The organism is Aerococcus sp. UMB7834, assembly GCF_030215145.1.
Taxonomy (GTDB): domain Bacteria; phylum Bacillota; class Bacilli; order Lactobacillales; family Aerococcaceae; genus Aerococcus.
The window spans coordinates 1-22,888 of sequence record NZ_JASOLI010000003.1 but is presented as its reverse complement, the minus strand read 5'-3'; the positions used below and the strand labels follow the sequence as shown (position 1 = coordinate 22,888).

Sequence of the window (22,888 nt, the reverse complement as noted above, 5' to 3'; positions counted from 1 at the left end):
GAGGTTATACATCATGTTAATGCTCAGTCAAATCTATTTATTCTTTGCCCTAGCCTGCCTAGCATCCTTTCTCATGCTCTGGGCCTACCGCACCATCCACTCCGGTGCCATTATTTGGGGACGGTCCCAGTGCGACCATTGCCAGGCCAGACTCCCTTATTGGGCCCTCTGCCCCATCCTAGGCTATCTGCTCTGCCGGGGCAGGTGCCAAGTTTGCCGAACCCCTGTCCCCCTCTACTACCCTCTAATTGAGGCCCTATTCGCTTGTACAGCCTTCTACCTGATCTCTCAAGAGGCTTACAGCGACCTGGTCATTCTCGCTATCTTAACCCTTATGACAGCCACAGACCTCACTGCCCTGGTCGTCCCTGACCGCTTCCAGGTCCTTCTCTTCTTCGCCTGCCTAGCACGCGAAGAGACCTGGCAATTAGAGCGCTGGCTCCAGGCCCTGGCCCTTTGCCTGGCCCTCTACGCCCTCAACCAAGTCATCAAAGAAGGCCTTGGCGGAGCGGATATCAAGCTCTTCACCAGCCTCTGCCTAGCATATGGCCTAGCCGCCAGTCTGGAAATCATCTTTCTCAGCTCAGGCCTAGCCCTGGCCTATTTCTTCCTCAGCCGCCAAGCCAAACACCATCCCCTCCCCTTCGTTCCCTTCATTAGCCTGGCTGTGATTATCCTTCTACTTTTCCCATAGAAAAAAGGCTGGAAGAAAAGTTCCAGCCTCTAAAATTTGATTAATTTTCAATTTTTTAAACGAAATGTTCTATGGGTGTCCCACATAGTTTTCAGGTTCAACAGGGTGCTCAACAATCACTTGTTCCCCATCTTCATTGGTCACATATTCTTCCGTTGTTGGCACTTCGCCTAATTTCTTAGGTTCCATGTAACGGTAGCGGGCCATCCCTGTACCTGCTGGGATGATCTTACCGATAATAACATTCTCTTTCAGGCCGAGCAGGTTATCCCGCTTGCCACGAATCGACGCATCGGTAAGGACCTTGGTGGTTTCCTGGAAGGAAGCAGCTGATAAGAAGCTGTTGGTTTCCAGAGCCGCCTTGGTAATCCCAAGAAGGACAGGTTGGGCAGTCGCTGGAATAGATCCCGTCTTAATAGCTTCCGCATTTTCCTTGCTGAAGTCTTCGAGATCCATCAACTTACCTGGTAAGAGGTCAGTTGTCCCTGGATCGAGGACACGTACTTTACGGAGCATTTGACGGAGCATCACTTCCACGTGCTTGTCGTTGATGTCTACCCCTTGCATCCGGTAAACTCGCTGAATTTCACTTAACATGTAAGTTTGAACAGTGAGTGCGTCCGTGATGTGGAGCAATTCTTTCGGATCGATTGACCCTTCAGTCAAGCGGTCCCCACGTTTGATGGTGTCGCCTACTTCAACGAGCATACGGGCTGTATAAGGAACAACATATTCTCGTTCATCCGTAAGCCCTTTGACGTTAACGGTCTTTTCACGGGTTGCTTCGTTTTGGTTAATGTCGGTAACCACACCTGTAACTTCTGTAATCACAGCGCGCCCTTTCGGATGGCGTGCTTCCACAATTTCTTGTACACGAGGGAGACCTTGGGTGATATCGTCACCGGCAACCCCGCCCGTGTGGAAGGTCCGCATGGTCAACTGGGTACCAGGCTCCCCGATAGATTGGGCAGCGATGGTTCCGACCGCTTCACCGACTTCAACTTCACCATTCGTTGCCAAGTCAGAGCCGTAGCAGTGCTTGCAGACACCGTATGGAGTGTTGCAGGTAAAGACGGAGCGGATGGTCACTTCTTCAACGCCAGCTTCTACAATCTTCTTAGCTACTTCTTCTGAAATCAATTGGTCATGGTGGGCAAGGACTTCGCCTGTTTCAGGATGGCGAACCTCTTTTTGAAGGTAGCGGCCTGTCAGACGTTCTTCCAAGCTTTCAATCATTTCATTACCTTCACGGATAGCTGAAACCCGCAAACCACGGTCAGTGTGGCAATTGCTTTCCTTGATGATCACATCTTGGGCCACGTCAACCAGACGACGGGTCAAGTAACCAGAGTCGGCTGTCTTCAGCGCCGTATCGGTCATTCCTTTACGAGCACCGTGCGTGGAGATAAACATCTCTTGAACCGATAAGCCTTCCCGGAAGTTGGAGGTTACAGGCAATTCGATAATCTTACCGTTAGGACCAGCCATCAGACCCCGCATCCCGGCCAACTGAGTAAAGTTGGAGATGTTACCCCGGGCCCCAGAGTCCATCATGATGAAGAATGGGTTTTCTGCCGATAGAGAGTTCTTCAGGCGGTTTTCAATTTCATCTTTGACCTTGTTCCAAGTGCTAATGACTTGTTCATAGCGTTCATCATCAGTAATTAAACCGCGACGGTATTGCTTGGTGATGTTATCCACACGTTTGTGGCCTTCATCTACCAGTTCATTCTTCGTATCCAAGACGGTAATGTCTGAGATACCTACCGTAATCCCTGACTTGGTTGAGAATTCGAAACCGAGATCCTTCAAGCGGTCAAGCATCATTTGGGTTTCCGTTACCTTGAATTGCTTGAAGACGCGAGCGATGATGCTTTCTAAGTAACCCTTCTTGAATGGAGGGACTAATTCTGCACGTTTGATTTCTTCCTCAACATCCGCACCAGCTTCCAAGAAGTACTTGTCTGGCAAGCTGTCATTCAAGTTTTCTTGGGTTGGTTCGTTCAAGTAGTTGAAGCCATCTGGAATAATTTGGTTGAAGAAAAGTTTCCCGATCGTTGTCCGGATAAGCTTACCTTTTTGGTCTTCCGTCCAGTTCTTGCCTGGTAAGGAATCGGTATCAATGACCACCCGGGTGTGCAATTCCACATTGCCGCTCTTATAAGCTGTCATCGCTTCATCAACTGAAGAAACAGCTATTCCTTCACCGATAGCCCCAGCGCTTTCCATAGTCAGGTAATAGTTTCCTAGAACCATATCCTGAGATGGGGTAACCACTGGCTGGCCATCTTTAGGGTTCAAGATGTGGGTAGCAGCTAACATCAAGATCCGTGCTTCCGCTTGGGCTTCTTCGCCGAGTGGTAGGTGGACCGCCATTTGGTCCCCATCAAAGTCGGCATTATAAGCTTCACAAGCTAGCGGGTGGAGACGGATGGCTTTCCCTTCAACGAGAACAGGTTCAAAGGCCTGGATCCCCAAACGGTGAAGGGTAGGTGCCCGGTTAAGGAGAACAGGGTGTTCCTTGATAATTTCTTCAAGAACATCCCAAACCTTTTCGTCTTGGTGCTCAATCATCCGCTTGGCATGCTTCACGTTGGCGGCAATTTCACGGCCCACTAATTCGCGCATTAAGAAAGGCTTGAAGAGTTCCAAGGCCATTTCCTTAGGCAGGCCACATTGGTACATCTTGAGCGATGGACCGATGGCGATAACAGAACGGCCAGAATAGTCGACACGCTTACCGAGCAAGTTTTGACGGAAGCGGCCTTGCTTCCCTTTTAACATATGAGATAGGGACTTCAATGGACGGTTCCCAGCCCCAGTAACAGGGCGGCCACGGCGGCCATTATCAACCAAGGCATCCACAGCTTCTTGGAGCATCCGCTTTTCATTTTGAACAATGATGTTTGGCGCATTTAAGTCTAACAAGCGTTTCAAACGATTATTCCGGTTGATCACCCGACGGTAAAGATCGTTCAAGTCAGATGTCGCAAAACGACCCCCATCGAGTTGAACCATTGGGCGGAGTTCTGGTGGAATAACTGGAATAACATCCATAACCATCCACTCTGGATTATTACCGGACTTACGGAAGGCTTCTAGGATATCCAAACGACGGATTGCCCGGGTTCGTTTTTGACCGCGTGCACTGGTTAGGACTTCCTTCAATTCCGCGCATTCCTTCTCCAAGTTAACTTGACCTAAGAGGGTCTTAATAGACTCTGCTCCCATGCCAGCTTGGAAACGGTTGCCGTATTCCATCTTGTATTCACGGAATTCTTTCTCTGATAAGAGTTGCTTGTATTCAAGAGGAGTATCCCCGGCATCTGTCACCACATAAGAAGCAAAGTAAATCACTTCTTCGAGAGCACGTGGGCTCATGTCTAATAAGAGACCCATCCGGCTAGGGATGCCTTTGAAATACCAAATGTGAGTAACGGGTGTTGCCAATTCAATATGGCCCATCCGTTCCCGACGAACTTTAGAACGGGTAACTTCTACCCCACAACGGTCACAAACGACACCCGCATAGCGGATCCGTTTGTACTTCCCACATGAACATTCCCAGTCCTTGGAGGGACCAAAGATACGTTCACAGAAAAGACCGTCTTTTTCAGGTTTTAGCGTCCGATAGTTGATTGTTTCTGGTTTCTTCACTTCACCGTAAGACCAGGAACGAATTTTATCAGGGGATGCTAAACCGATCTTCATACTTTCAAATTTATTAACATCGACCAAGGGGCCAACCTCCCTTTATAATTGCCTCTCGCCTGCTGGGTTGCTCGCCAGCAAGCCTACCTTGTCATTAAAAACGAGAATCACAGTTGGGTTCGCAGAGGCAGAAGCTCCTCCACTTCACACGATCGAAACGTGCAAGCATGGCTTGCTCTTTTTCGTTCGTGCTCCAGTGTTAAGCTTCTAAACGCCTCTGCTCACACCCTTCTTTACTCTGCTTCTTTGGCTGTGATTTCTTTGTTGTCTGATTTATCTTCTTTGTCGTCAGTCTTGTCTTCGTTTGTTTCTGTGTTTTCTTTTTTGTCTTCTTTATGGTTGAAATTGTTGGTGTCTTCGTCCATGTCGCGTAGGTCGATTTCTTTGTCGTCGGCGTCGAGGACTTGGATGTCTAGGCCGAGTGACTGTAATTCTTTGACCAGTACGCGGAAGGATTCGGGAACGCCTGGACGTGGGATAGGTTCACCCTTGACGATGGCTTCGTAGGTTTGTACCCGGCCAGTGACGTCATCTGACTTGTAGGTCAAGATTTCTTGGAGGGTGTAGGCTGCCCCGTAGGCTTCCAGTGCCCAAACTTCCATTTCACCGAAACGTTGTCCCCCGAATTGTGCCTTACCACCCAGTGGTTGTTGGGTAACTAAGGAGTATGGCCCAATTGACCGAGCGTGGAGTTTGTCGTCGACCATGTGGGAAAGTTTCAGGTAGTACATCACACCGACAGAAACCCGGTTATCGAATGGTTCACCGGTCCGCCCATCGTAAAGGACAGTCTTAGCGTCTGAGGCCATGCCGGCTTCTTCAACTGCTGACCAAATGTCTTCGTCCACTGCCCCATCAAATACTGGGGTAGCGATCTTAATGCCCATGTTGCGGGCAGCCATTCCGAGGTGGAGTTCCAATACCTGTCCGATATTCATCCGTGAAGGTACCCCGAGTGGGTTCAGCATGATGTCAACAGGGGTCCCATCTGGCATATATGGCATGTCTTCCATTGGGAGAACGAGGGAAACAACCCCTTTGTTCCCGTGACGCCCAGCCATCTTATCGCCGACTTGGATTTTACGTTTTTGGACGATATACACACGAACGAGCATGCTGACGCCTGGTTTGAGTTCATCCCCGTTTTCACGCAGGAAGATCTTCACGTCATTAACGATACCGCCACCACCGTGAGGGACACGGAGTGAGGTGTCACGTACTTCACGCGCTTTTTCACCGAAGATGGCGTGGAGTAGGTGCTCTTCTGGAGAAAGTTCGGTTACTCCCTTAGGCGTTACCTTACCTACTAGGATATCTCCATCCTTAACTTCCGCACCGACATAAACAATGCCGCGGTCATCAAGATTCTTCAGGGCATCTTCCCCAACATTAGGGATTTCACGCGTGATTTCTTCTGGTCCGAGTTTGGTATCGCGAGCTTCAGACTCTAATTCATCGATATGGATAGAAGTATACACATCATCCTTAACCAAACGTTCAGAAAGGATAACCGCATCTTCGTAGTTGTAACCATCCCAAGTCATGAAGGCGATTAGTGGGTTTTGGCCCAATGCCAATTCCCCATTCTGCATGGATGGCCCATCAGCTAGGATGTCCCCAGCTTCAACTTCTTCACCAGTCCGAACCAGTGGTTTTTGGTTGTAGCAGGTGGACCCATTTGACCGATGGTACTTGATTAAGCCGTACTTATCGAGGGCGCCATTTTCACGACGGACACGAACTTCGCGGGCGTCAACAAATTCAACTGTCCCAGACTCTTTAGCAATAACAGCTGTCCCTGAGTCGTGGGCTGCCTTGTATTCCATACCCGTCCCGATAAGTGGGGAATTTGGTTGGAGAAGCGGCACCGCTTGACGCTGCATGTTAGCCCCCATTAAGGCACGGTTGGAGTCGTCGTTTTCCAAGAAGGGGATACATGCGGTTGCGACAGCGACTACCTGCTTAGGCGACACGTCCATGTAGTCCACTTGTTCAGGGCTTACTTCGATATTCTCTTCCACATAACGAGCCATCACCTTGTCTGAGGCAAAGGACCCATCTTCGTTTAATTCCGAGTTCCCTTGGGCAATGATGTAATTATCTTCTTCATCGGCGGTCAGGTAATCGATCTTGTCAGTTACCTTGTGGGTATCCCAGCTCACCCGACGGTAAGGGGTTTCGATAAAGCCGTACTCGTTGATCTTGGCATAAGTCGCCAGCGAGTTGATCAGCCCGATATTCGGACCTTCAGGCGTTTCGATTGGACACATCCGGCCGTAGTGGGAATAGTGCACGTCCCGAACTTCATAGCCTGCCCGGTCCCGGGTCAAACCACCTGGCCCCAAGGCAGAGAGACGACGCTTGTGGGTCAACTCAGATAGGGGGTTGTTTTGGTCCATGAACTGTGACAGCTGGGAGGAACCGAAGAATTCCTTAATTGCAGCGACCACGGGACGGATATTAACTAATTGTTGTGGGGTCACCGTATCGACATCTTGGGTAGACATCCGTTCCCGAACCACTCTCTCCATCCGTGAAAGACCAATCCGGAATTGGTTCTGTAAGAGTTCACCCACTGAGCGGATCCGGCGGTTACCCAAGTGGTCGATATCATCGGTCTTACCCAAACCTTCATAAAGGTTCAAGAAGTAGCTGATTGAAGCCATGATATCAGCAACGGTTAAGGCCTTCACATCGTCAGCTGGATTAGCATTGCCAATCACATTGATCACGCGGTCTGGATCATTTGGCGCATAAACCTTCACCACTTGTAGGCGGACAGGCTCTGGCACAACAGCTTGGTCATTCGGATAGATCTCAACCGTATTCGCCCCTTGGTCTAGGGCCTTGCCTAGGTCTTCCATCAGGTCGCGGCTGAGTTCTGTATCCTTAGCGAGTAGAATTTCCCCGGTTTCAGGGTCCACGATATTTTCAGCAAGCACTTGGCCAGCTAAGCGGTGTTTCAAGTCCAGCTTCTTATTGATCTTGTAGCGACCAACTGGTGCCAAGTCATAGCGGTGTGGGTCAAAGAAGCGTGAAACCAGCAAGTTTCTTGAGGATTCTGCCGTCTTTGGTTCACCTGGACGCAGGCGTTCGTAAATATCCTTTAAGGCCTCTTCTGTCCGGGTATCGGATTCATTCTTGTGGAGGTCTTTTTCAATGGTATCTTCGAGGGTCTTGCTAGAGCCGAAGATTTCACGGATCTGATCATCTTGGGAGAAACCTAACGCGCGAACGAGGACAGATAGTTGAATCTTCCGCGTCCGGTCAATCCGTACGTAAGAAATGCCTTTAGCGTCTGTTTCCGTTTCTAACCAGGCCCCACGGTTAGGAATAACCGTTGTCCCGAAAGAGTGGCGGCCGTTCTTATCTACCTTTTCATTGAAGTAAACCCCTGGTGAACGAACCAACTGCGAAACAATCACCCGCTCAGACCCGTTAACAATGAAGGTTCCGGCTTCGGTCATCAATGGGAAGTCCCCAAAGAAGACTTCTTGGTCCTTGATTTCACCTGATTCCTTGTTGATCAGACGTAGTTTTGCATACATTGGCGCCGCATAGTTGGCATCTTGAGCGCGTGATTCTGAGACATCATACTTAGGCTCTTGGAATTTGTAGTCCACGAATTCTAGGGCCAGCTTCCCTGCATGGTCTTCTATCGGTGAGATATCCTTGAACATGGATACAATCCCATCTTCTAAGAACCATTTATAAGAATCTGTTTGAATTTCAATTAAATCTGGTAGTTCGAGCACTTCGTTGATGCGCGAATAACTCCGGCGAACGCTGTGCTTCCCAAACTTGACATCATGTCCCGACATGTATTGCCACCTCTCTATAAAATAAGCCAGTAAAAGTTTTAAGATTTTATTAAGAATCATAAAAATTGGCCCGGTTTACCCGTTTTTTAGACAAAAAAATAACAAAAGAATCGACACTTTTTTTGCCTTATCTTTTGTTTTAGACCAAATATGCGGGAAATCGGACAATATTTCGACTCCTGCAGATTCCAATAACTATATCATATGTATGATAGCAGATTTATCGTCCCAGGTCAAATCTTTTTCCAAAAAAGATTGACAAGTTTGCGAATCAGGCCTACACTAGCCCAATATATAGAAAGCGGGATGGTCATGTACGAAAGCATTACTTATCAAGAAAGCCTTAATACCCCTGATCGAGTCTTTATCGACGTTCGCTCAGAAGCTGAGTATGACAAGGATCACATTCCTGGCGCTATCTCCTTGCCTGTTCTCGACAATGAAACCCGGGCCCAGGTTGGCACCCTATATAAATCAGGCGAAATCGCCCAAGCCAAGCAAGTCGGTATTGAGGCCATGAGCCAAAAATTGCCCCAATACTTTGCCTTTTTGCAGTCCTGCCACCAGGATTTCGCCAAAACTATTCTCTATTGTTCACGCGGCGGCTTCCGGAGCTCTTCCTTAGCGGCCTTGTGCTATAGTCTTGGCCTTCATATTTATAAATTAGACGGTGGCTATAAATCTTACCGCCATGCAGTGATTGACCAACTCGATCAAATTCTCAATCTCGTCCAGCCCATTACCCTCTACGGCTACACCGGAACCGGGAAAACAGCCCTTCTTAACATCCTCCATCAGATGGGCTATCCTGTAGTCGACCTGGAAGCTTGCGCCCAGCACAAGGGCTCTCTCTTTGGCGACCTAAAGAACCGGTCGCACAGTCAAAAGGCCTTCGAAAGCCAGCTTCTCCTACAACTACAAGCCGCCCAAGCTTGCCAAGAAGCGCCCGGTGATTTTCCCGTCTTTATCGAGGGGGAATCGGCCCATATTGGACACTGTGTCCTGCCCAAAAAGCTCCAAGAAGGAATGAAAGCAGGCAAAAAAATCCTCATCGAAGCCCCCATGACACGTCGGGTTGAGATCTTAAAAGCTGACTATCTCAAAGATCAAGTCCCCCCTCAAGCGATCCTAGACCGGCTCAACCGTCTACGCGGACGCTTGTCTGACCAACGAGTCGACGCCTATATCGCGGCCTTCAAGCAAGGGAAGATCGACCAGCTAATCGAAGCCCTCTGTCAGTCCTACTACGATCCCCGTTACCGTTACAAGGCCAAGAATATGTCCAAGCACTATTGCAATCGCGATACCGACCAATGTGCCCGAACCATCGCCCAGGACTTCTTCCCTAAGTCACGTCCCCAATAAAAAACGTCCAGCCCTCACGGAGGCCCCTTCTTGCACGGCCTCCATGAGATAAGCTGGACGTTTTTTATTCGCATGATACCGGAAGCTTATTCTTCCCGGTCGCGGGTCAGGTTAAAACCTTGCTTGCGCAGGTCATCGATCAAGGCTTCACGCCGGGGCCGGCGGTTTTCCATCTTGTCGCCCACTTGTTTAAAGAAACTGTCGACCCGTCGATTGGCATCGCGCAGGTCATAATAAGTCGTCATCTCTTGGTCGTAATCTTCCAAGAGGCTTTCCGCGTCCTCAGGCAAGTGGTAAGTATCCTCAAAGAAGCGCAGAGTCTTAGGCATCCTAGGCTTCAATTGAGGGCTCTGGTTAGGTTCCCCGAAGGCCAGGCCTAGGACTGGAGCGGTTAGCGGTGGCAGATCTAAAATATCAATCATTTGTCCCATATTATTCTGGATGCTACCGAGGAAAACAGCTCCCATGCCCAAGGATTCCACCGCATTATTCACATTTTGGGCCATCAATACCGCATCACTATAGCCTTGGAGGAAACGTTCCAACTGATGGGCAGCTAGGTTCTCACGGCCTTCCTGCTCCGCAATCTGTTGGTTGCGGTAGGTGTCTACGAGAAAGATCCAGAGTTCAGGAGCCCGGGCAATATATTCTTGCTTGCCCACTTCAGCGATGGCATGGCGCTTGTCCGGATCCTTCACCCGAATAATTGAAGCCATCTGCATCCCCTCACTCGTTGCTGTCCGCATAGCCACTTCCGCCAATTGGTCAACAATCTCTTCAGGCACCGCTTGATCCTTGAACTCGCGAATCGTCCGGTGGTCCAACTGCTTATCTAGCCATTCATTTGCTGCACACATTACCGTCACTCCTTACTTCTGACTCGAAAGAATCCAATATCCTTTCTTGCGTTCAATTTCTTCCACTTGACCAAAGACTTCTTCCATCTTCTTCCGGGCGCTAGGAGCTCCTTGCTTCTTCTGGATCACTACCAGCAAGAGCCCGCCAGGCAAGAGCTGGTCATAGGCCCCTTCTAGGAACTGATGGACCACTTGCTTGCCGGCTCGGATAGGGGGATTCGTGAAGATCGCCGCAAAGCGCTCGTCTGTAATCTGGTCATAAGCTGACGACCGGCTGATGGCAACATTGGAGACCCCATTCAGGGCCGTATTCTCCTGAGCTAAGTCCAGGGCCCGTTCACTCACATCCACCATACGAATGGTGCGTTCAGGGTATAGACGCCCGAGCACCGTTCCTACTGGGCCATAGCCACAACCTAGGTCGAGGAAGGGACCCTCTGGAAAGTCTAAATGAGCGGTAGTCTCTAATAGCAAGCGTGAACCAAAATCTAAGCGGTCTCGCGAAAAGACTCCACTATCCGTGGTAAAACGAAAGCTCTCCCCAAAAAGCTCCGTCTCATAGGTCTTGAGATCATGAGCCAAGTCACGATTGTCGTCAAAATATTGGTGTGCCATAAGCCAACTCCTTCACTTTTTTCAATTTTATCTTACTAATTATAAGTTTAAATAGCAAGAAAAAACTGTTCTGGCTGACTTCTCCGTCAGCAAAACTTGTCCATAAGAAAAGAGCCCAGTAAGCCGGGCTCTTTATGGTAAAAACTTTTGTAAAAGCTTAGACGACTAACAGATCGCAAGCTTTTATTTTCTATTAATAGATGTCTGAAACTTTTCTCTCTTGGTCAATCACAATGTAAAGGTGGCCATTTTCTCCAACTTTAGAAGACATATATTTATTTTCCAAACCGTCTTCATCAACAGGTTCAAAGGGGAAATAAATTTCGCTCTCTTGACCGTCTGACCAAGATAAGGTTACCCATTCAATCCCTCGGTTACGAGTAATGGTTTCAAACATCCCAGTTTCAAGGCCACCTTGGTCAATGGAATCGGATTGGAAAGTATCAGCATCTGGTAAAATTTCCACTTTAAGACTTTCTGCTGGATTAATTTCAAGGATTTCGCCACCGTTGATCCGGCCTAAACTATTCGAAACACGTTTGATCCATAAGTCTCCGATGTGTTCAGCTGAAACTTCCCACTCGCCACCGTTACGGAAATGAAACTTAAATACTTCTGCCTTTCTCATATCTATACCACCTTTTCAATTTTTGTGAATTTTTTCACTACAATTAGTATATAGGAAAAACGATCAAAAATCGAGTATAAAGTCATATTTTATGAAAAAAGATTTTAGGAGCGCTTTCAATAATTGTTCGGAAAGTTTCTTTACACAAAAAGTGGCTAGAAACAAAGCTCCAGCCACTCTTAAAGAAGTCAAAGGAATTTTCTTAAAGGGTCGCCCCTTTTAATCTTTCAGGTCAATGACCATCCGGCCGCGAATTTGGCCTTTTTCCATTTCGTCAAAGATGTCGTTGATGTCTTCCATAGGGCGCATGTGAACTTGGGGAACAACCTTGCCTTCTGCGCCGAATTGGAAGGCTTCAGCCAGGTCTTCTCGAGTACCGACTAGGGAACCAACGACCCGGATACCATCCAAGACCAAACGAGGAATGGAGAGGTCCATGGTGTCGACAGGTAAACCAACTGCCACAACCGTTCCCCCAGCCCGGACCGCATTAACAGCTGAGTCGAAGGCTGCTTTGTTAACGGCTGTCACCACTGCGCCGTGAGCGCCACCGGTTTTTTCTTGGACGATCTTAGCCACGTCATCTGTCTCTGGGTTCAAGCAGATATCAGCTCCAAATTGCTTGGCAAAATCTAATTGGCCTGGGTTAATGTCAACCGCCGCGACCTTCATATTGAAGACATTCTTGGCGTATTGGAGGGCTAGGTTGCCGAGACCGCCCAAACCAAAGAGGACCAGCCATTGCCCCGCACGAACTTGAGATTCTTTGAGGGCCTTATAGGTTGTCACCCCAGCACAGGTAATCGAAGAGGCCTCCGCTGAACCTAAGCCTTCTGGTACTTTAACCGCATAGTCAGCTGTGACGATACATTCTTGGGCCATGCCCCCATCAGCCGTATAGCCAGCATTCTTCACCTGGCGGCAAAGGGTTTCTCGACCGGAGATGCAGTATTCACAGTGCCCGCAGCCTTCGAAGAACCAAGCCACACTCGCCCGGTCGCCTACCTTTAAGGAAGTGACTCCTGGGCCAACTTCCTTCACGACGCCAATTCCTTCATGGCCTAGGACGACACCCGAAACATCGCCGAAATCAGCATTCTTCACATGTAAGTCGGTATGGCAAACCCCGCAACACTCCATATCGAGCAGGGCTTCCCCATATTCTAGAGGTCTGAGCTCTTTATCAACAACTTTAGCTTTATGGTCTTCGGTTGCAACAATTGCTTTCATACTTTCTTCCTCCTTTAATTGCTTAAGCCAATTATAAGCAAATCTTGTGAATGAGTGAACATTTTCTGTTCAATTGATGAATGAAACTTTATTCCGATGACCACATTTGCATAGTCCCTAATTTTTTCGCATTTAATTCGGTATCCCTAAAAATAACTTCTTGCATCGCTTAAAGATAAGCGTATGATATATATGAATGCAAAATCATTTAGTATAGAAAGTGGTGTTCGCTTTGTCAAAAGAAAGTCCCAACCATCATTTATTCGAGCATGCCAATGGCCCTTCCCTAGAAGAGATCAACGGCAGTATCAGCGTTCCCCAAGGCAAGGGCTTCTGGCGCACCCTACTCGCCTATTCCGGCCCCGGTGCCTTAGTCGCTGTGGGTTATATGGACCCAGGCAACTGGTCGACTTCCATTACCGGCGGGCAAAACTTCAGCTACTTGCTCATGTCGGTTATCCTCATGTCCAGTCTGATCGCCATGCTCCTCCAGTACATGGCAGCCAAGCTCGGCATCGTCACCCAGATGGACTTGGCCCAAGCCATCCGCGCCCGAACCTCCCGCCCTTTAGGCTTCATTCTCTGGATCATCACGGAACTTGCGATTATGGCAACCGATGTGGCAGAAGTCATCGGGGCAGCCATCGCCCTCTACCTCCTCTTTCATATCCCCATGTTCCTAGCTGTCCTGATCACGGTCTTCGACGTCCTCCTGCTCTTACTCCTCAGCAAGGTCGGCTTCCGTAAGATCGAAGCCTTGGTCGTCTGCTTAATCTTTGTGATCTTATTTATCTTCGTCTACCAAGTCGCCCTCTCTAAACCTGACTGGGCGGCGCTCTTGGAAGGCTTCATCCCAACTGGTAAAAGTTTCGCCAGAGAACCTGAAATTGGCGGCCAGACGCCCTTAACCGGCGCCCTTGGAATCATCGGGGCTACCGTGATGCCCCATAACCTCTACCTCCACTCTGCTGTCTCCCAAACCCGGCAGATTGACCACCAAAAACCCCAAGCCATCCAATCGGCGATCCGTTTCACCACTTGGGACTCCAATATCCAATTAACCCTGGCTTTCTTTGTCAATGCCTTACTCCTCATCATGGGGGTTGCAGTCTTTAAGACTGGCACGGTCACTGACCCCTCCTTCTTCGGCCTTTACCAGGCCCTCTCCCAACCGGACGCTATGGCAACGGGACCCCTGGCGGCTGTTGCGCGGACGGGCCTCCTCTCGACCCTCTTTGCCCTGGCCCTCTTAGCCTCTGGACAGAATTCAACCATCACTGGGACTCTCACTGGCCAAGTTATCATGGAAGGCTTTATCCATATGCGGATGCCAATCTGGGCCCGTCGTTTAATCACCCGCTTGCTCTCTGTGATTCCGGTGATTATCTGTGTCTGGGTGACCCAGGGCCAGTCCACGGTTGAAGAGCACACTGCCTTGAATAATCTCATGAATAATTCCCAAGTCTTTTTAGCCTTCGCCCTCCCCTTCTCCATCGTCCCCTTGCTCATGATGACTAACAATAAGCTGGAGATGAAGGGACGCTTTAAAAATTCCCTAATTATCAGCGGGCTAGGCTGGCTGTCCGTTGTGAGCTTGACCTATCTCAACTTAATCGGCCTGCCCCAACAATTCGAAGCCTTCCTAGGTGACCAAGCCAGCGCCACAGCCATCTCCTGGTCCCACCAAGTCGCTTACCTCGTCATTGTCCTTGTCCTCTCCTTGCTTACCTGGACCATTATCGGCATCTACCAAGGAGAAAAACGCCTCCAAGCCAAACACCAAAGTTTATTGCCTGCTAGTCATGAAAGGATGACCAATCATGAATAAGATGACCTTTGACCGTATCCTCGTCGCAGTGGACGGGTCCAAGGAAGCCCAAAAAGCCTTCCACTATGCCATCAACCTGGCCCGGGACAAAGGCTGTCCACTCAGTATTGCTTCAGTCTTCGAAGCCGGCCAACTCAATGTATATGAAGCCCTCGACCCCAAGGAAGTCCAGGGCAAACGTCAAGCCTTTTTGGACCAGGTGGCTGGCTACCGGGCCCAGGCAGAAGCAGCAGGCCTCCCAGAGATCCAGTGCTTAGTTGCTGAGGGCGGCGACCCCGCTAAGGTTATTATCAAAGACCTCCTCCCAACCAGCCAAGCCGACCTGTTCATCATCGGCAGCCATGGCGATGCCCAACTCAGCGATTACTTTGGCAGCCATGCGACTTATTTGGTCAAGCACGCCCCTATCCCTGTCCTGGTCTACCGCTAGTCCGGGCCATCTCCTTTTCCGATCAAGGGTGATTTTTTCACTTTCCCCCTTGACTTTGGTCAAATGACCCGTTATTATATTAACAAATCCTAATAAAGATTAAAATTCTATGAGAGTAGTACTTCTTTTTAACGGACAGGGAGTCGTTATTGATTGAGAACGCGGCATTAAAAGAAGGAATGGACTCATTAAAGGAACTTACAACGCCTCGGCTATTAGTAAGTTACGGAAGCTTGAACCGTTAGCTCCAAGCACGTATGTTAGTACGTGAGCAAAGTGGGTATTTTTGCGTAGGCAAATACCAATTTGGGTGGTACCGCAGGAAACTGATTCTTCAGACTCTTGTCCCTTGTAAGGGACAGGAGTCTTTTTATTTAGCCTAATTTAATTTATTTATACTTTTTAAAAATAGGAGGAAACAACCATGACAACAGCAACAAAAGTGAAAACAGCCATTAAAGAAGTTGTTGCCGGCAATAACCTCGATTATCAATTATCCGAAGATATCATGAAAGCCATCATGGGTGGTGAGGTAAGTGACGTGGAAATCGCAACCTTACTGACCGCGCTCCGGCTCAAGGGCGAATCGATCGATGAAATTTCTGCCTTCGCTGATGTCATGCGGGCTTTCGCAACCCAAGTCGAACACCCAACAGATTCCCTAGACATTGTGGGCACTGGGGGGGACGGCGCCAATACCTTCAATATCTCAACCACCTCATCCTTCGTCATTGCCGCAGCAGGCATCCCCGTGACCAAGCACGGCAATCGCAGCGCCTCCAGTAAGTCAGGGAGCGCCGACTGTATGGAACAATTAGGCATCCAGCTGGACCTTTCCGCTGACGAAGCTGAGGAGGTCCTAGAAAAGACAGGCATGACCTTCCTCTTTAGCCAGAAATACCACCCCGCCATGCGCTATGTGGCAGGCCCTCGCCGGCAAATGGGGATCCGCACCGTCTTCAACATCCTCGGCCCACTGGCTAATCCGGCCAACTGCAACTATCAAATGCTGGGCGTCTACGACTCCGCTCTGATCGAACCCTTGATCCAAGTCCTGAAGAAACTCGGCCTTAAACGGGCCATGGTCTTCTCCGGTGACGACGGCTTGGATGAAATCACCCTCACCACCAGTCACGTCGCCACCCTGCGCGATGGCGAGATCAACTACTTCGTCTTCGACCCCAAGGACTACGGCTTTGACTACTGCCAGCTAGAAGACTTGGTCGGTGGCGAACCCGCCGAGAATGCGCAAATTACCCGCGAAATCCTCCAAGGCACGCGCCAAGATGCCAAGTCCGATACCGTGCTTCTCAATGCCGGACTGGCCATCGCCCTCGTTAAAGACGGCTATAGCCTAGGGGACGGTATTGAAGAAGCCCGCCTGCTCATCCAATCTGGAGCTGCTGCTAAGAAATTAGAAGAAGTTATCCAAGCCAGCCAAACCGTTTAAGGAGGTTCCTATGATACTCGACGACATTGTCCAAAAGCGCAAAATCCGCTACCAGGAGCGAATGGCCCAAAAGCCCCTAGCTGAATTAGAAGCCGCCTGCCAGGCTATCGACCTCAACCAAGAAGCGCCCTTTCCCTTCTATAATAGCCTCAGCCAAAAGGACCGCTTTCACTTTATCTGTGAATGCAAGAAGGCTAGCCCTTCAAAAGGCCTGATCCAGGCAGACTACCAGCCTGCTGACATTGCCCAGACCTACCAAGCGGCTGGGGCCTCAGCCATCTCCATCTTAACCGAACCCGACTTCTTCCAAGGATCCGACCAAGATTTCCAAGCTGTCCGCCAAGCCACTAGCCTACCCCTCCTGCGCAAGGACTTTATCTTCTCTGCCTATCAAATCTATGAGGCCAAGCTCTTGGGCGCCAATGCCGTCCTTCTGATCGTCTCCATCCTGAATGACGAGGACCTGGCCCACTTCCAAAAACTGGCCCATGACTTAAACCTAGACGCCCTGGTCGAATGCCACGACCTAGAAGAAATCGAGCGGGCCAAGGCCATCGGGGCACGGATCATCGGGGTCAATAACCGCGACTTAAAAACCTTCACCGTGGACCTAGACAATACCCAGCGCCTCCGCCAGCACGTCCCTGAAGAGATTGTTTTTGTTGCTGAGAGCGGCGTTTCCCAGCGTGACCAAGTTGCCCGCTTAGAAGCCGGCAAGGTGAATGCCCTACTTATTGGCGAAACTTTGATGCGGGCTGAAAATAAGGGCCAGGTCCTCTCCCAACTGCGAGGTGATTTCCATGACTAAACTCAAATTCTGCGGCCTCAAAACTTTAGACGATGTCGCCATCTGCAATGAGCTCAAGCCGGACTATGTTGGCTTCATCCTAGCCGAAAGCAAGCGCCGGATTGACCAAGCGACCGCCCAAGAGCTCCGCCAAGCCCTGGACCCAAATATTCCCTGTGTCGGCGTCTTCGTCAATGAAGAACCAGAGACCATCCAAGCTTATGTCGACGCCGGCATTATCCAAGTTGTCCAGCTCCACGGCGACGAAGACCGGGCCTATATTGACAAGCTGCGCCAGCTATGCCAGGCGCCCATTATCAAAGCTCTGGCCATTAAGAATAAGGATTCCTTCCAAGTCGACCTAGCTTGCGATGCCTACCTCTATGATGCCTATAACAAGCATGTCCGTGGCGGCAGCGGCCAGGCCTTCAACTGGGACCTGATCAGTGCCCGCCCAGACAAGCACCGGGCCAAAGCCTTCTTCCTCGCGGGTGGGCTCAATGCTAGCAATCTAGCAGAAGCCATCCGAACGACCCAGCCTGAGGTCGTCGATATCTCCTCAGGCATTGAAGGTGCAGACGATCACAAGGACTACGACAAGGCCAAAGCGATTTGTCAGATTGTCCGCTCTATCTCATAAGACTCAGCCATGAATGAAAGGAATTATACGATGACAAAAGAGAGTTATTTTGGTAAACACGGGGGCTATTTTGTCCCAGAAACCCTCATGAACGCCTGCCTAGAGCTTGAAGAAGCCTTCGACCACTTCATCCACGACCAGGACTTCCTCGACAACTACCAGCGCCTGCTCAAAGAATATGCCGGCCGCCCTTCCCTCCTCTACTATGCCGACCGCTTGACTAAAGACCTAGGCGGGGCCAAGGTTTACTTGAAACGCGAAGACCTCAACCACACCGGCGCCCACAAGATCAACAACGCCCTCGGCCAAGCCCTGCTCGCTAAAGCCATGGGGAAGACCCGCTTGATTGCTGAAACAGGAGCCGGCCAGCACGGGGTGGCCACCGCAACAGCCGCTGCCCTGCTTGACATGGAATGCGTGGTCTATATGGGTAAAGAAGATACCGAGCGCCAGGCCCTCAACGTCTACCGGATGGAACTTCTGGGCAGTAAGGTCATTGCCGTTGAAAGCGGGACCCAGACCCTGAAGGATGCCGTTAACGAGGCGCTCAAGGACTGGAGCGCCAACTTCGAAAATTCCCACTACTGTATCGGTTCAACCATGGGCCCCCACCCCTTCCCAACCATCGTCCGCGAGTTCCAACGCGTGATCAGCCGGGAAGCCCGCCAACAATTCCTCGACCAAACTGGTAAGTTACCCGACATGGTCTTCGCCTGTGTCGGCGGTGGGTCCAATGCCATCGGTTCCTTCTACGAATTTCTTAATGACGAAGAGGTCCAACTCTACGGTGTTGAAGCAGCTGGTAAGGGCATCCACACCGAACGAACTGCAGCGACGATCGCCACCGGCAAGGAAGGTATCTTCCATGGCATGAAGTCCTACTTCTGCCAGGATGAAGACGGGCAAATTGCCCCCGTCTATTCCATCTCTGCCGGCCTCGACTACCCAGGCATTGGCCCTGAACATGCCCACTTCCACGATACCGGCCGGGTGAACTATGTCCCTGCTACCGATGACGAAGCAGTTGCTGCCTTCGAATACCTCTCCCGGCTTGAAGGGATTATCCCTGCCATCGAGAGCGCCCATGCCATCGCCTACGCCCTCAAAGTTATCCCCACACTAGATAAGAACCAGAGTGTAATGATCACCCTATCCGGTCGCGGTGACAAAGATGTGGCCGCCATCGCCCGCTATAAAGGAGTAGAAATTTATGACGACTAAGCCAAGTACCCAACGCATCCAAGCCGCCTTTGAAACCAGGGCCTTTATCCCCTTCATTACCTGCGGCGACCCTGATCTGGCTACTAGCGAAGCTGTAGTTGATAGCCTCATCGCTGCTGGCGCTAGTCTCGTTGAATTAGGAATCCCCTTCTCTGATCCTGTCGCTGAAGGAGAAACCATCCAAGCCGCCGACGAACGCGCCCTATCTAAGGAAGTCAAACTCGACCAAATCTTCGACCTCGTGCGCCGCATCCGCCAAAAGCACGACACCCCACTCGTCTTCATGACCTATGCTAATCCTATCTACGCTTACGGCACCGACCGCTTCATGGAGAAAGCAGCTGACGCAGGCATCGACGGCATCATTATCCCTGACGCTCCCTATGAAGAAAAAGGGCTTTTCCAGGCTGCCTGTGATCAGCACGGCATCACCCTGATCTCCATGGTTGCCCCTTCCAGTAAGGAACGGATCCAAACCATCGCTGGCGAAGCAGAAGGCTTCCTCTACCTCGTCTCTAGCCTAGGAGTAACTGGTGTCCGCCAAAACATCCAAACTGATATCCCAAGCATCGTCAAGAGCATTCGCCAAACGACAGATATTCCTGTGGCAGTCGGTTTTGGGATTGCAACGCCTGACCAGGCCCGCGACATGTCCCAGGCATCAGACGGCGCCATCATCGGCTCTGCCATTGTCAAACTCATCGCCAAGCACGGCACAGAGAGTGCCCCAGTCGTCGAAGCCTACGCCAAAGAAATCGTCCAAGCCATTCAAGCCTAAATCAAAATAACACAAAAACACTGCTCCTGCCGCTGACCCTCTAGAAGGTTCCTAAGCAGCAGGAGCAGTGTTTTTTGTTTTTGACTTGTCGTACAAGATTTATGAAGTGCTAGCTATACACACTTGGAGGCTTCAATTGTGGGCTAACTTTTGCCAACACACACTCGGCGGGCTCAAGTGTGGGCTCCCCTTTGCTAACACACACTTGGCGGGCTCAATTGTGGGCTCCCCTTTGCCAACACACACTTGGCGGGCTCAATTGTGGGCTGCCCTTTACCAACACACACTCAGAGTCTCTATTTGTGTGTAGGACATCTTTGAGAGTGTGACAAAAGTCGATCAGGCCTGAACCACTGGAAGCTATTTTTGAAAAATCTTCGTAATTAAAAAAAAGAGGCTGGAACTTTTGTCCCAGCCTCCTTCATTGATCCGAAGTAGATTATTTAAGTTCTGCTGAACCGCCAGCTTCTTCGATAGCTGCTTTAAGGGCTTCTGCTTCTTCTTTAGGAAGAGCTTCTTTAACAACAGCTGGAGCGCCGTCAACTAATTCTTTAGCTTCTTTCAAGCCAAGACCAGTTGCTTCACGAACTGCTTTGATAACTTTGATCTTAGCAGCGCCTGCGTCTGTTAATTCAACGTCGAAGTCAGTTTTTTCTTCAGCAGCGCCTGCGTCAGCACCAGCACCTGCAGCAGCTACAGGAGCAGCAGCAGAAACGCCGAATTCTTCTTCAATAGCAGATACTAAGTCTGCTAATTCTAAGATTGATGATTCTTTTAAATCAGCAATGATTTGTTCAATGTTTAAAGCCATTTTTTATTCCTCCGTTTTTTAAATGATTTGTTTGGATCTAGGCAGCCAAATAATTAAGCTGCGCCTTCTTCTTCTGCTTTTTGGTCTTGTACAGCTTTGACTGCATATGCCACGTTGCGGACAGGTGCTTGCAATACAGATAAGAGCATTGAAAGTAAACCTTCGCGACCTGGTAGGGAAGCAATCTTGCTGATTTCTTCTTTAGTTAAGGTCTTGCCTTCGATGACGCCGCCTTTTAATTCTAAAGCTTCTGCTTCTTTAGAGAAGTTCTTCAAGATACGTGCAGGTGCAACTGCGTCTTCTTCACCAAATGCTACGGCAGTAGGGCCTTGGAAGACTTCTTCGTGGTATTCAACACCTAAAGTGTCTAAGGCACGACGCATCATCGTATTTTTGATAACTTTGAATGATACATTTTCTGCACGTAATTGGCTACGCAATTCAGTTGCTTCTTGAACAGTTAAACCTAAGTAGTCAACAACGATGATTGATTTTGCATTTTTAATACGGTCAACCAATACATTAACTTCTTCTTGTTTCTTAGCAATTGCTTGTTCGCTCAATTATTTCACCTCCATAAGATTAATCAGAGTTTCTATTGCCAGGCAATAAAAAAACTCCATGTCACTGAAGACATAGAGAACTATCTAACACCTGATGCGGTGAATCTCGATCTCCCTCGGTTAGAAATTAAGGCTTAGGCCACTAACTGTCTTCGGTAAGTATTGAATTATTTTCAACTATTGCATAATAGCATGCCTAAATTAAAAAAGCAAGGATTATTTTGAGATTTTTCAGCTAAATTTAGAAGAGATTGTAAAGAGGCAGCAGGAGGATGGGCATAAAAATTGCTGGGATCTGATTGGTTACCCGGATGTCGGTAATTTCCAGCATATTCAAACCCAGGCCAACCAGGATAATGGAACCAGCCCCGGACATCTCTGCCACCACAGCTGGCGTCAGGTAAGGCGCAATCCAGGCAGCTAGGGTCACCAGGCCACCTTCGTAGACCAAGACAGAGAGCGCCGCAAAAGCAGCCCCAATCCCGTAAGTTGAGCCGAAGATAAGCGAACTCACCGCAACAATTACCGACTTGGTATAGAGCAGGCTGTGGTCGCCGTTCAGACCAGATTGGAGGGCTCCAAGCACGGTCATCGCCCCCACACAGATGACCAGGCTAGCCGTCACGAAGCCCTCCGCAAAGAGCGATGCTTCTTCCCCACTAGCCACCTTGTTTTGGATTGCTTTACTCCCCCGGTCTAGGGCTCCTTCAATATTAATAAACTCACCGATAATGGTCCCTAATAAGAGACTCATTAATAAGACAATTAAATTCTTAGAATCACTGGCCCCGGAAATCCCCAGATAGAGCACGACAACACCGATCATCTGCATGCAAGCCTTCCGCACTCGCTCCGGCAGGCGCTCACCAATAAAGTGCCCAACCACGGCAAAAACGACCAGCACCAGGGCCTCAACAATTACACCTTTATACATAATAACCTCCAAATATTCAATAGACCTATTTTACGCTATTTCCAGATGAAGGTAAACCCGAAGCCATTATTCTCATTATATTCTTAACTTTAATCAGGCTGTGAGGGAGCGCGGGTAGAAGTGGATCTCTGGAGCAAAGAGCCAGAGAAGACGGCAAGTCTTCGGCGGCGCTTTGTGAAGAGGAGCCACTTCTGCGCGACCGAACCCGACTACAGGGTGTGAACAAGAGCGGGTAGACTTGAATGATTGGAGGCTCATCAAAAAGGCTGACACCAGTCAGACGTTTTGATGAGCTGAAATCACTTCAAGTCTGCTCTTGCGAACCCGACTAGGCAGGGTGTGAGCAGAGGCGTTCAGAAAGGAATGACTGGAGGCAAAAGGGATAAGAGTGGCTTTAGCCGATCGTTCCCATTTGCTGAAGTCACTTCCTTTCTGCCTCTGCGAACCTGACTAGGCAGGGTGTGAGCAGAGGCGTTCAGAAAGGAATGACTGGAGGCAAAAGGGATAAGAGTGGCTTTAGCCGAT

Annotated in this window: 18 protein-coding genes and 1 other annotated feature; of the genes, 9 read left to right on the top strand and 9 right to left on the bottom strand. The window is 49.6% G+C overall.

Annotated features, from left to right (window positions below; genetic code table 11):
- Positions 1–13: 13 nt before the first annotated feature.
- Positions 14–694: a prepilin peptidase gene (locus tag QP339_RS02810; RefSeq protein WP_284910337.1), complete on the top strand. Its 681-nt coding sequence runs from the start codon at positions 14–16 to the stop codon at positions 692–694.
- A gap of 69 nt (positions 695–763) precedes the next feature.
- Here the strand turns inward: QP339_RS02810 and rpoC are convergent, their stop codons facing one another.
- Both rpoC and rpoB read right to left on the bottom strand, forming a co-directional pair.
- Positions 764–4,432, bottom strand: coding sequence for a DNA-directed RNA polymerase subunit beta' (gene rpoC, locus QP339_RS02805; RefSeq protein ID WP_284910336.1), 3,669 nt, complete (start codon positions 4,430–4,432; stop codon positions 764–766).
- Positions 4,433–4,638: 206 nt separating this feature from the next.
- Positions 4,639–8,226, bottom strand: a complete 3,588-nt coding sequence (gene rpoB, locus QP339_RS02800) for a DNA-directed RNA polymerase subunit beta (protein ID WP_284910335.1) — start codon at positions 8,224–8,226, stop codon at positions 4,639–4,641.
- Positions 8,227–8,538: 312 nt separating this feature from the next.
- Here rpoB and mnmH point away from each other — a divergent pair, with 312 nt between their 5' ends.
- Positions 8,539–9,591, top strand: a complete 1,053-nt coding sequence (gene mnmH, locus QP339_RS02795) for a tRNA 2-selenouridine(34) synthase MnmH (protein WP_284910334.1) — start codon at positions 8,539–8,541, stop codon at positions 9,589–9,591.
- Between the two features lie 86 nt (positions 9,592–9,677).
- On the opposite strand, the gene QP339_RS02790 is transcribed toward mnmH, so the two are convergent.
- The 4 genes from QP339_RS02790 to adhP form a co-directional block, all read right to left on the bottom strand.
- Positions 9,678–10,448, bottom strand: a complete 771-nt coding sequence (locus QP339_RS02790) for a nitroreductase family protein (RefSeq protein ID WP_284910333.1) — start codon at positions 10,446–10,448, stop codon at positions 9,678–9,680.
- A gap of 12 nt (positions 10,449–10,460) precedes the next feature.
- On the bottom strand, positions 10,461–11,063 hold the full coding sequence (locus QP339_RS02785; RefSeq protein ID WP_284910332.1) for a class I SAM-dependent methyltransferase: 603 nt from the start codon (positions 11,061–11,063) through the stop codon (positions 10,461–10,463).
- A gap of 193 nt (positions 11,064–11,256) precedes the next feature.
- Positions 11,257–11,691: a hypothetical protein gene (locus tag QP339_RS02780; RefSeq protein ID WP_070620163.1), complete on the bottom strand. Its 435-nt coding sequence runs from the start codon at positions 11,689–11,691 to the stop codon at positions 11,257–11,259.
- Between the two features lie 219 nt (positions 11,692–11,910).
- The gene (gene adhP / locus QP339_RS02775; protein ID WP_070620166.1) at positions 11,911–12,921 is read right to left on the bottom strand and encodes an alcohol dehydrogenase AdhP; all 1,011 of its coding nucleotides are present in this window, start codon (positions 12,919–12,921) and stop codon (positions 11,911–11,913) included.
- A gap of 232 nt (positions 12,922–13,153) precedes the next feature.
- On the opposite strand from adhP, the gene QP339_RS02770 reads away from it, so the two are divergent.
- From QP339_RS02770 to trpA, 7 genes are all read left to right on the top strand, one after another.
- Positions 13,154–14,749: an Nramp family divalent metal transporter gene (locus QP339_RS02770; RefSeq protein WP_284910331.1), complete on the top strand. Its 1,596-nt coding sequence runs from the start codon at positions 13,154–13,156 to the stop codon at positions 14,747–14,749.
- Positions 14,742–15,179: a universal stress protein gene (locus tag QP339_RS02765; protein WP_284910330.1), complete on the top strand. Its 438-nt coding sequence runs from the start codon at positions 14,742–14,744 to the stop codon at positions 15,177–15,179. The genes QP339_RS02770 and QP339_RS02765 overlap by 8 nt, the downstream gene beginning before the upstream one ends.
- 424 nt (positions 15,180–15,603) lie before the next feature.
- The gene (gene trpD / locus QP339_RS02760) at positions 15,604–16,629 is read left to right on the top strand and encodes an anthranilate phosphoribosyltransferase (protein ID WP_284910329.1); all 1,026 of its coding nucleotides are present in this window, start codon (positions 15,604–15,606) and stop codon (positions 16,627–16,629) included.
- A gap of 10 nt (positions 16,630–16,639) precedes the next feature.
- Positions 16,640–17,437: an indole-3-glycerol phosphate synthase TrpC gene (gene trpC, locus QP339_RS02755; protein ID WP_284910328.1), complete on the top strand. Its 798-nt coding sequence runs from the start codon at positions 16,640–16,642 to the stop codon at positions 17,435–17,437.
- Positions 17,430–18,056, top strand: a complete 627-nt coding sequence (locus QP339_RS02750; protein WP_284910327.1) for a phosphoribosylanthranilate isomerase — start codon at positions 17,430–17,432, stop codon at positions 18,054–18,056. The genes trpC and QP339_RS02750 overlap by 8 nt, the downstream gene beginning before the upstream one ends.
- A gap of 30 nt (positions 18,057–18,086) precedes the next feature.
- Positions 18,087–19,277 (top strand): tryptophan synthase subunit beta, encoded by a 1,191-nt coding sequence (gene trpB / locus QP339_RS02745; RefSeq protein WP_284910326.1) that lies wholly within the window; start codon positions 18,087–18,089, stop codon positions 19,275–19,277.
- Complete coding sequence (trpA, locus tag QP339_RS02740; RefSeq protein WP_284910325.1) at positions 19,267–20,055, top strand: tryptophan synthase subunit alpha; 789 nt, start codon at positions 19,267–19,269, stop codon at positions 20,053–20,055. Before trpB ends, trpA begins: the two co-directional genes overlap by 11 nt.
- Before the next feature lie 439 nt (positions 20,056–20,494).
- Here the strand turns inward: trpA and rplL are convergent, their stop codons facing one another.
- The 3 genes from rplL to QP339_RS02725 form a co-directional block, all read right to left on the bottom strand.
- Positions 20,495–20,866, bottom strand: coding sequence for a 50S ribosomal protein L7/L12 (rplL, locus tag QP339_RS02735; RefSeq protein ID WP_284910324.1), 372 nt, complete (start codon positions 20,864–20,866; stop codon positions 20,495–20,497).
- 53 nt (positions 20,867–20,919) lie between these two features.
- Positions 20,920–21,429, bottom strand: coding sequence for a 50S ribosomal protein L10 (rplJ, locus tag QP339_RS02730; protein ID WP_067974057.1), 510 nt, complete (start codon positions 21,427–21,429; stop codon positions 20,920–20,922).
- Between the two features lie 38 nt (positions 21,430–21,467).
- Positions 21,468–21,603 (bottom strand) — a sequence feature (ribosomal protein L10 leader region).
- Positions 21,604–21,670: 67 nt separating this feature from the next.
- On the bottom strand, positions 21,671–22,363 hold the full coding sequence (locus tag QP339_RS02725) for a DUF554 domain-containing protein (RefSeq protein WP_284910323.1): 693 nt from the start codon (positions 22,361–22,363) through the stop codon (positions 21,671–21,673).
- Between the last annotated feature and the right edge of the window lie 525 nt (positions 22,364–22,888).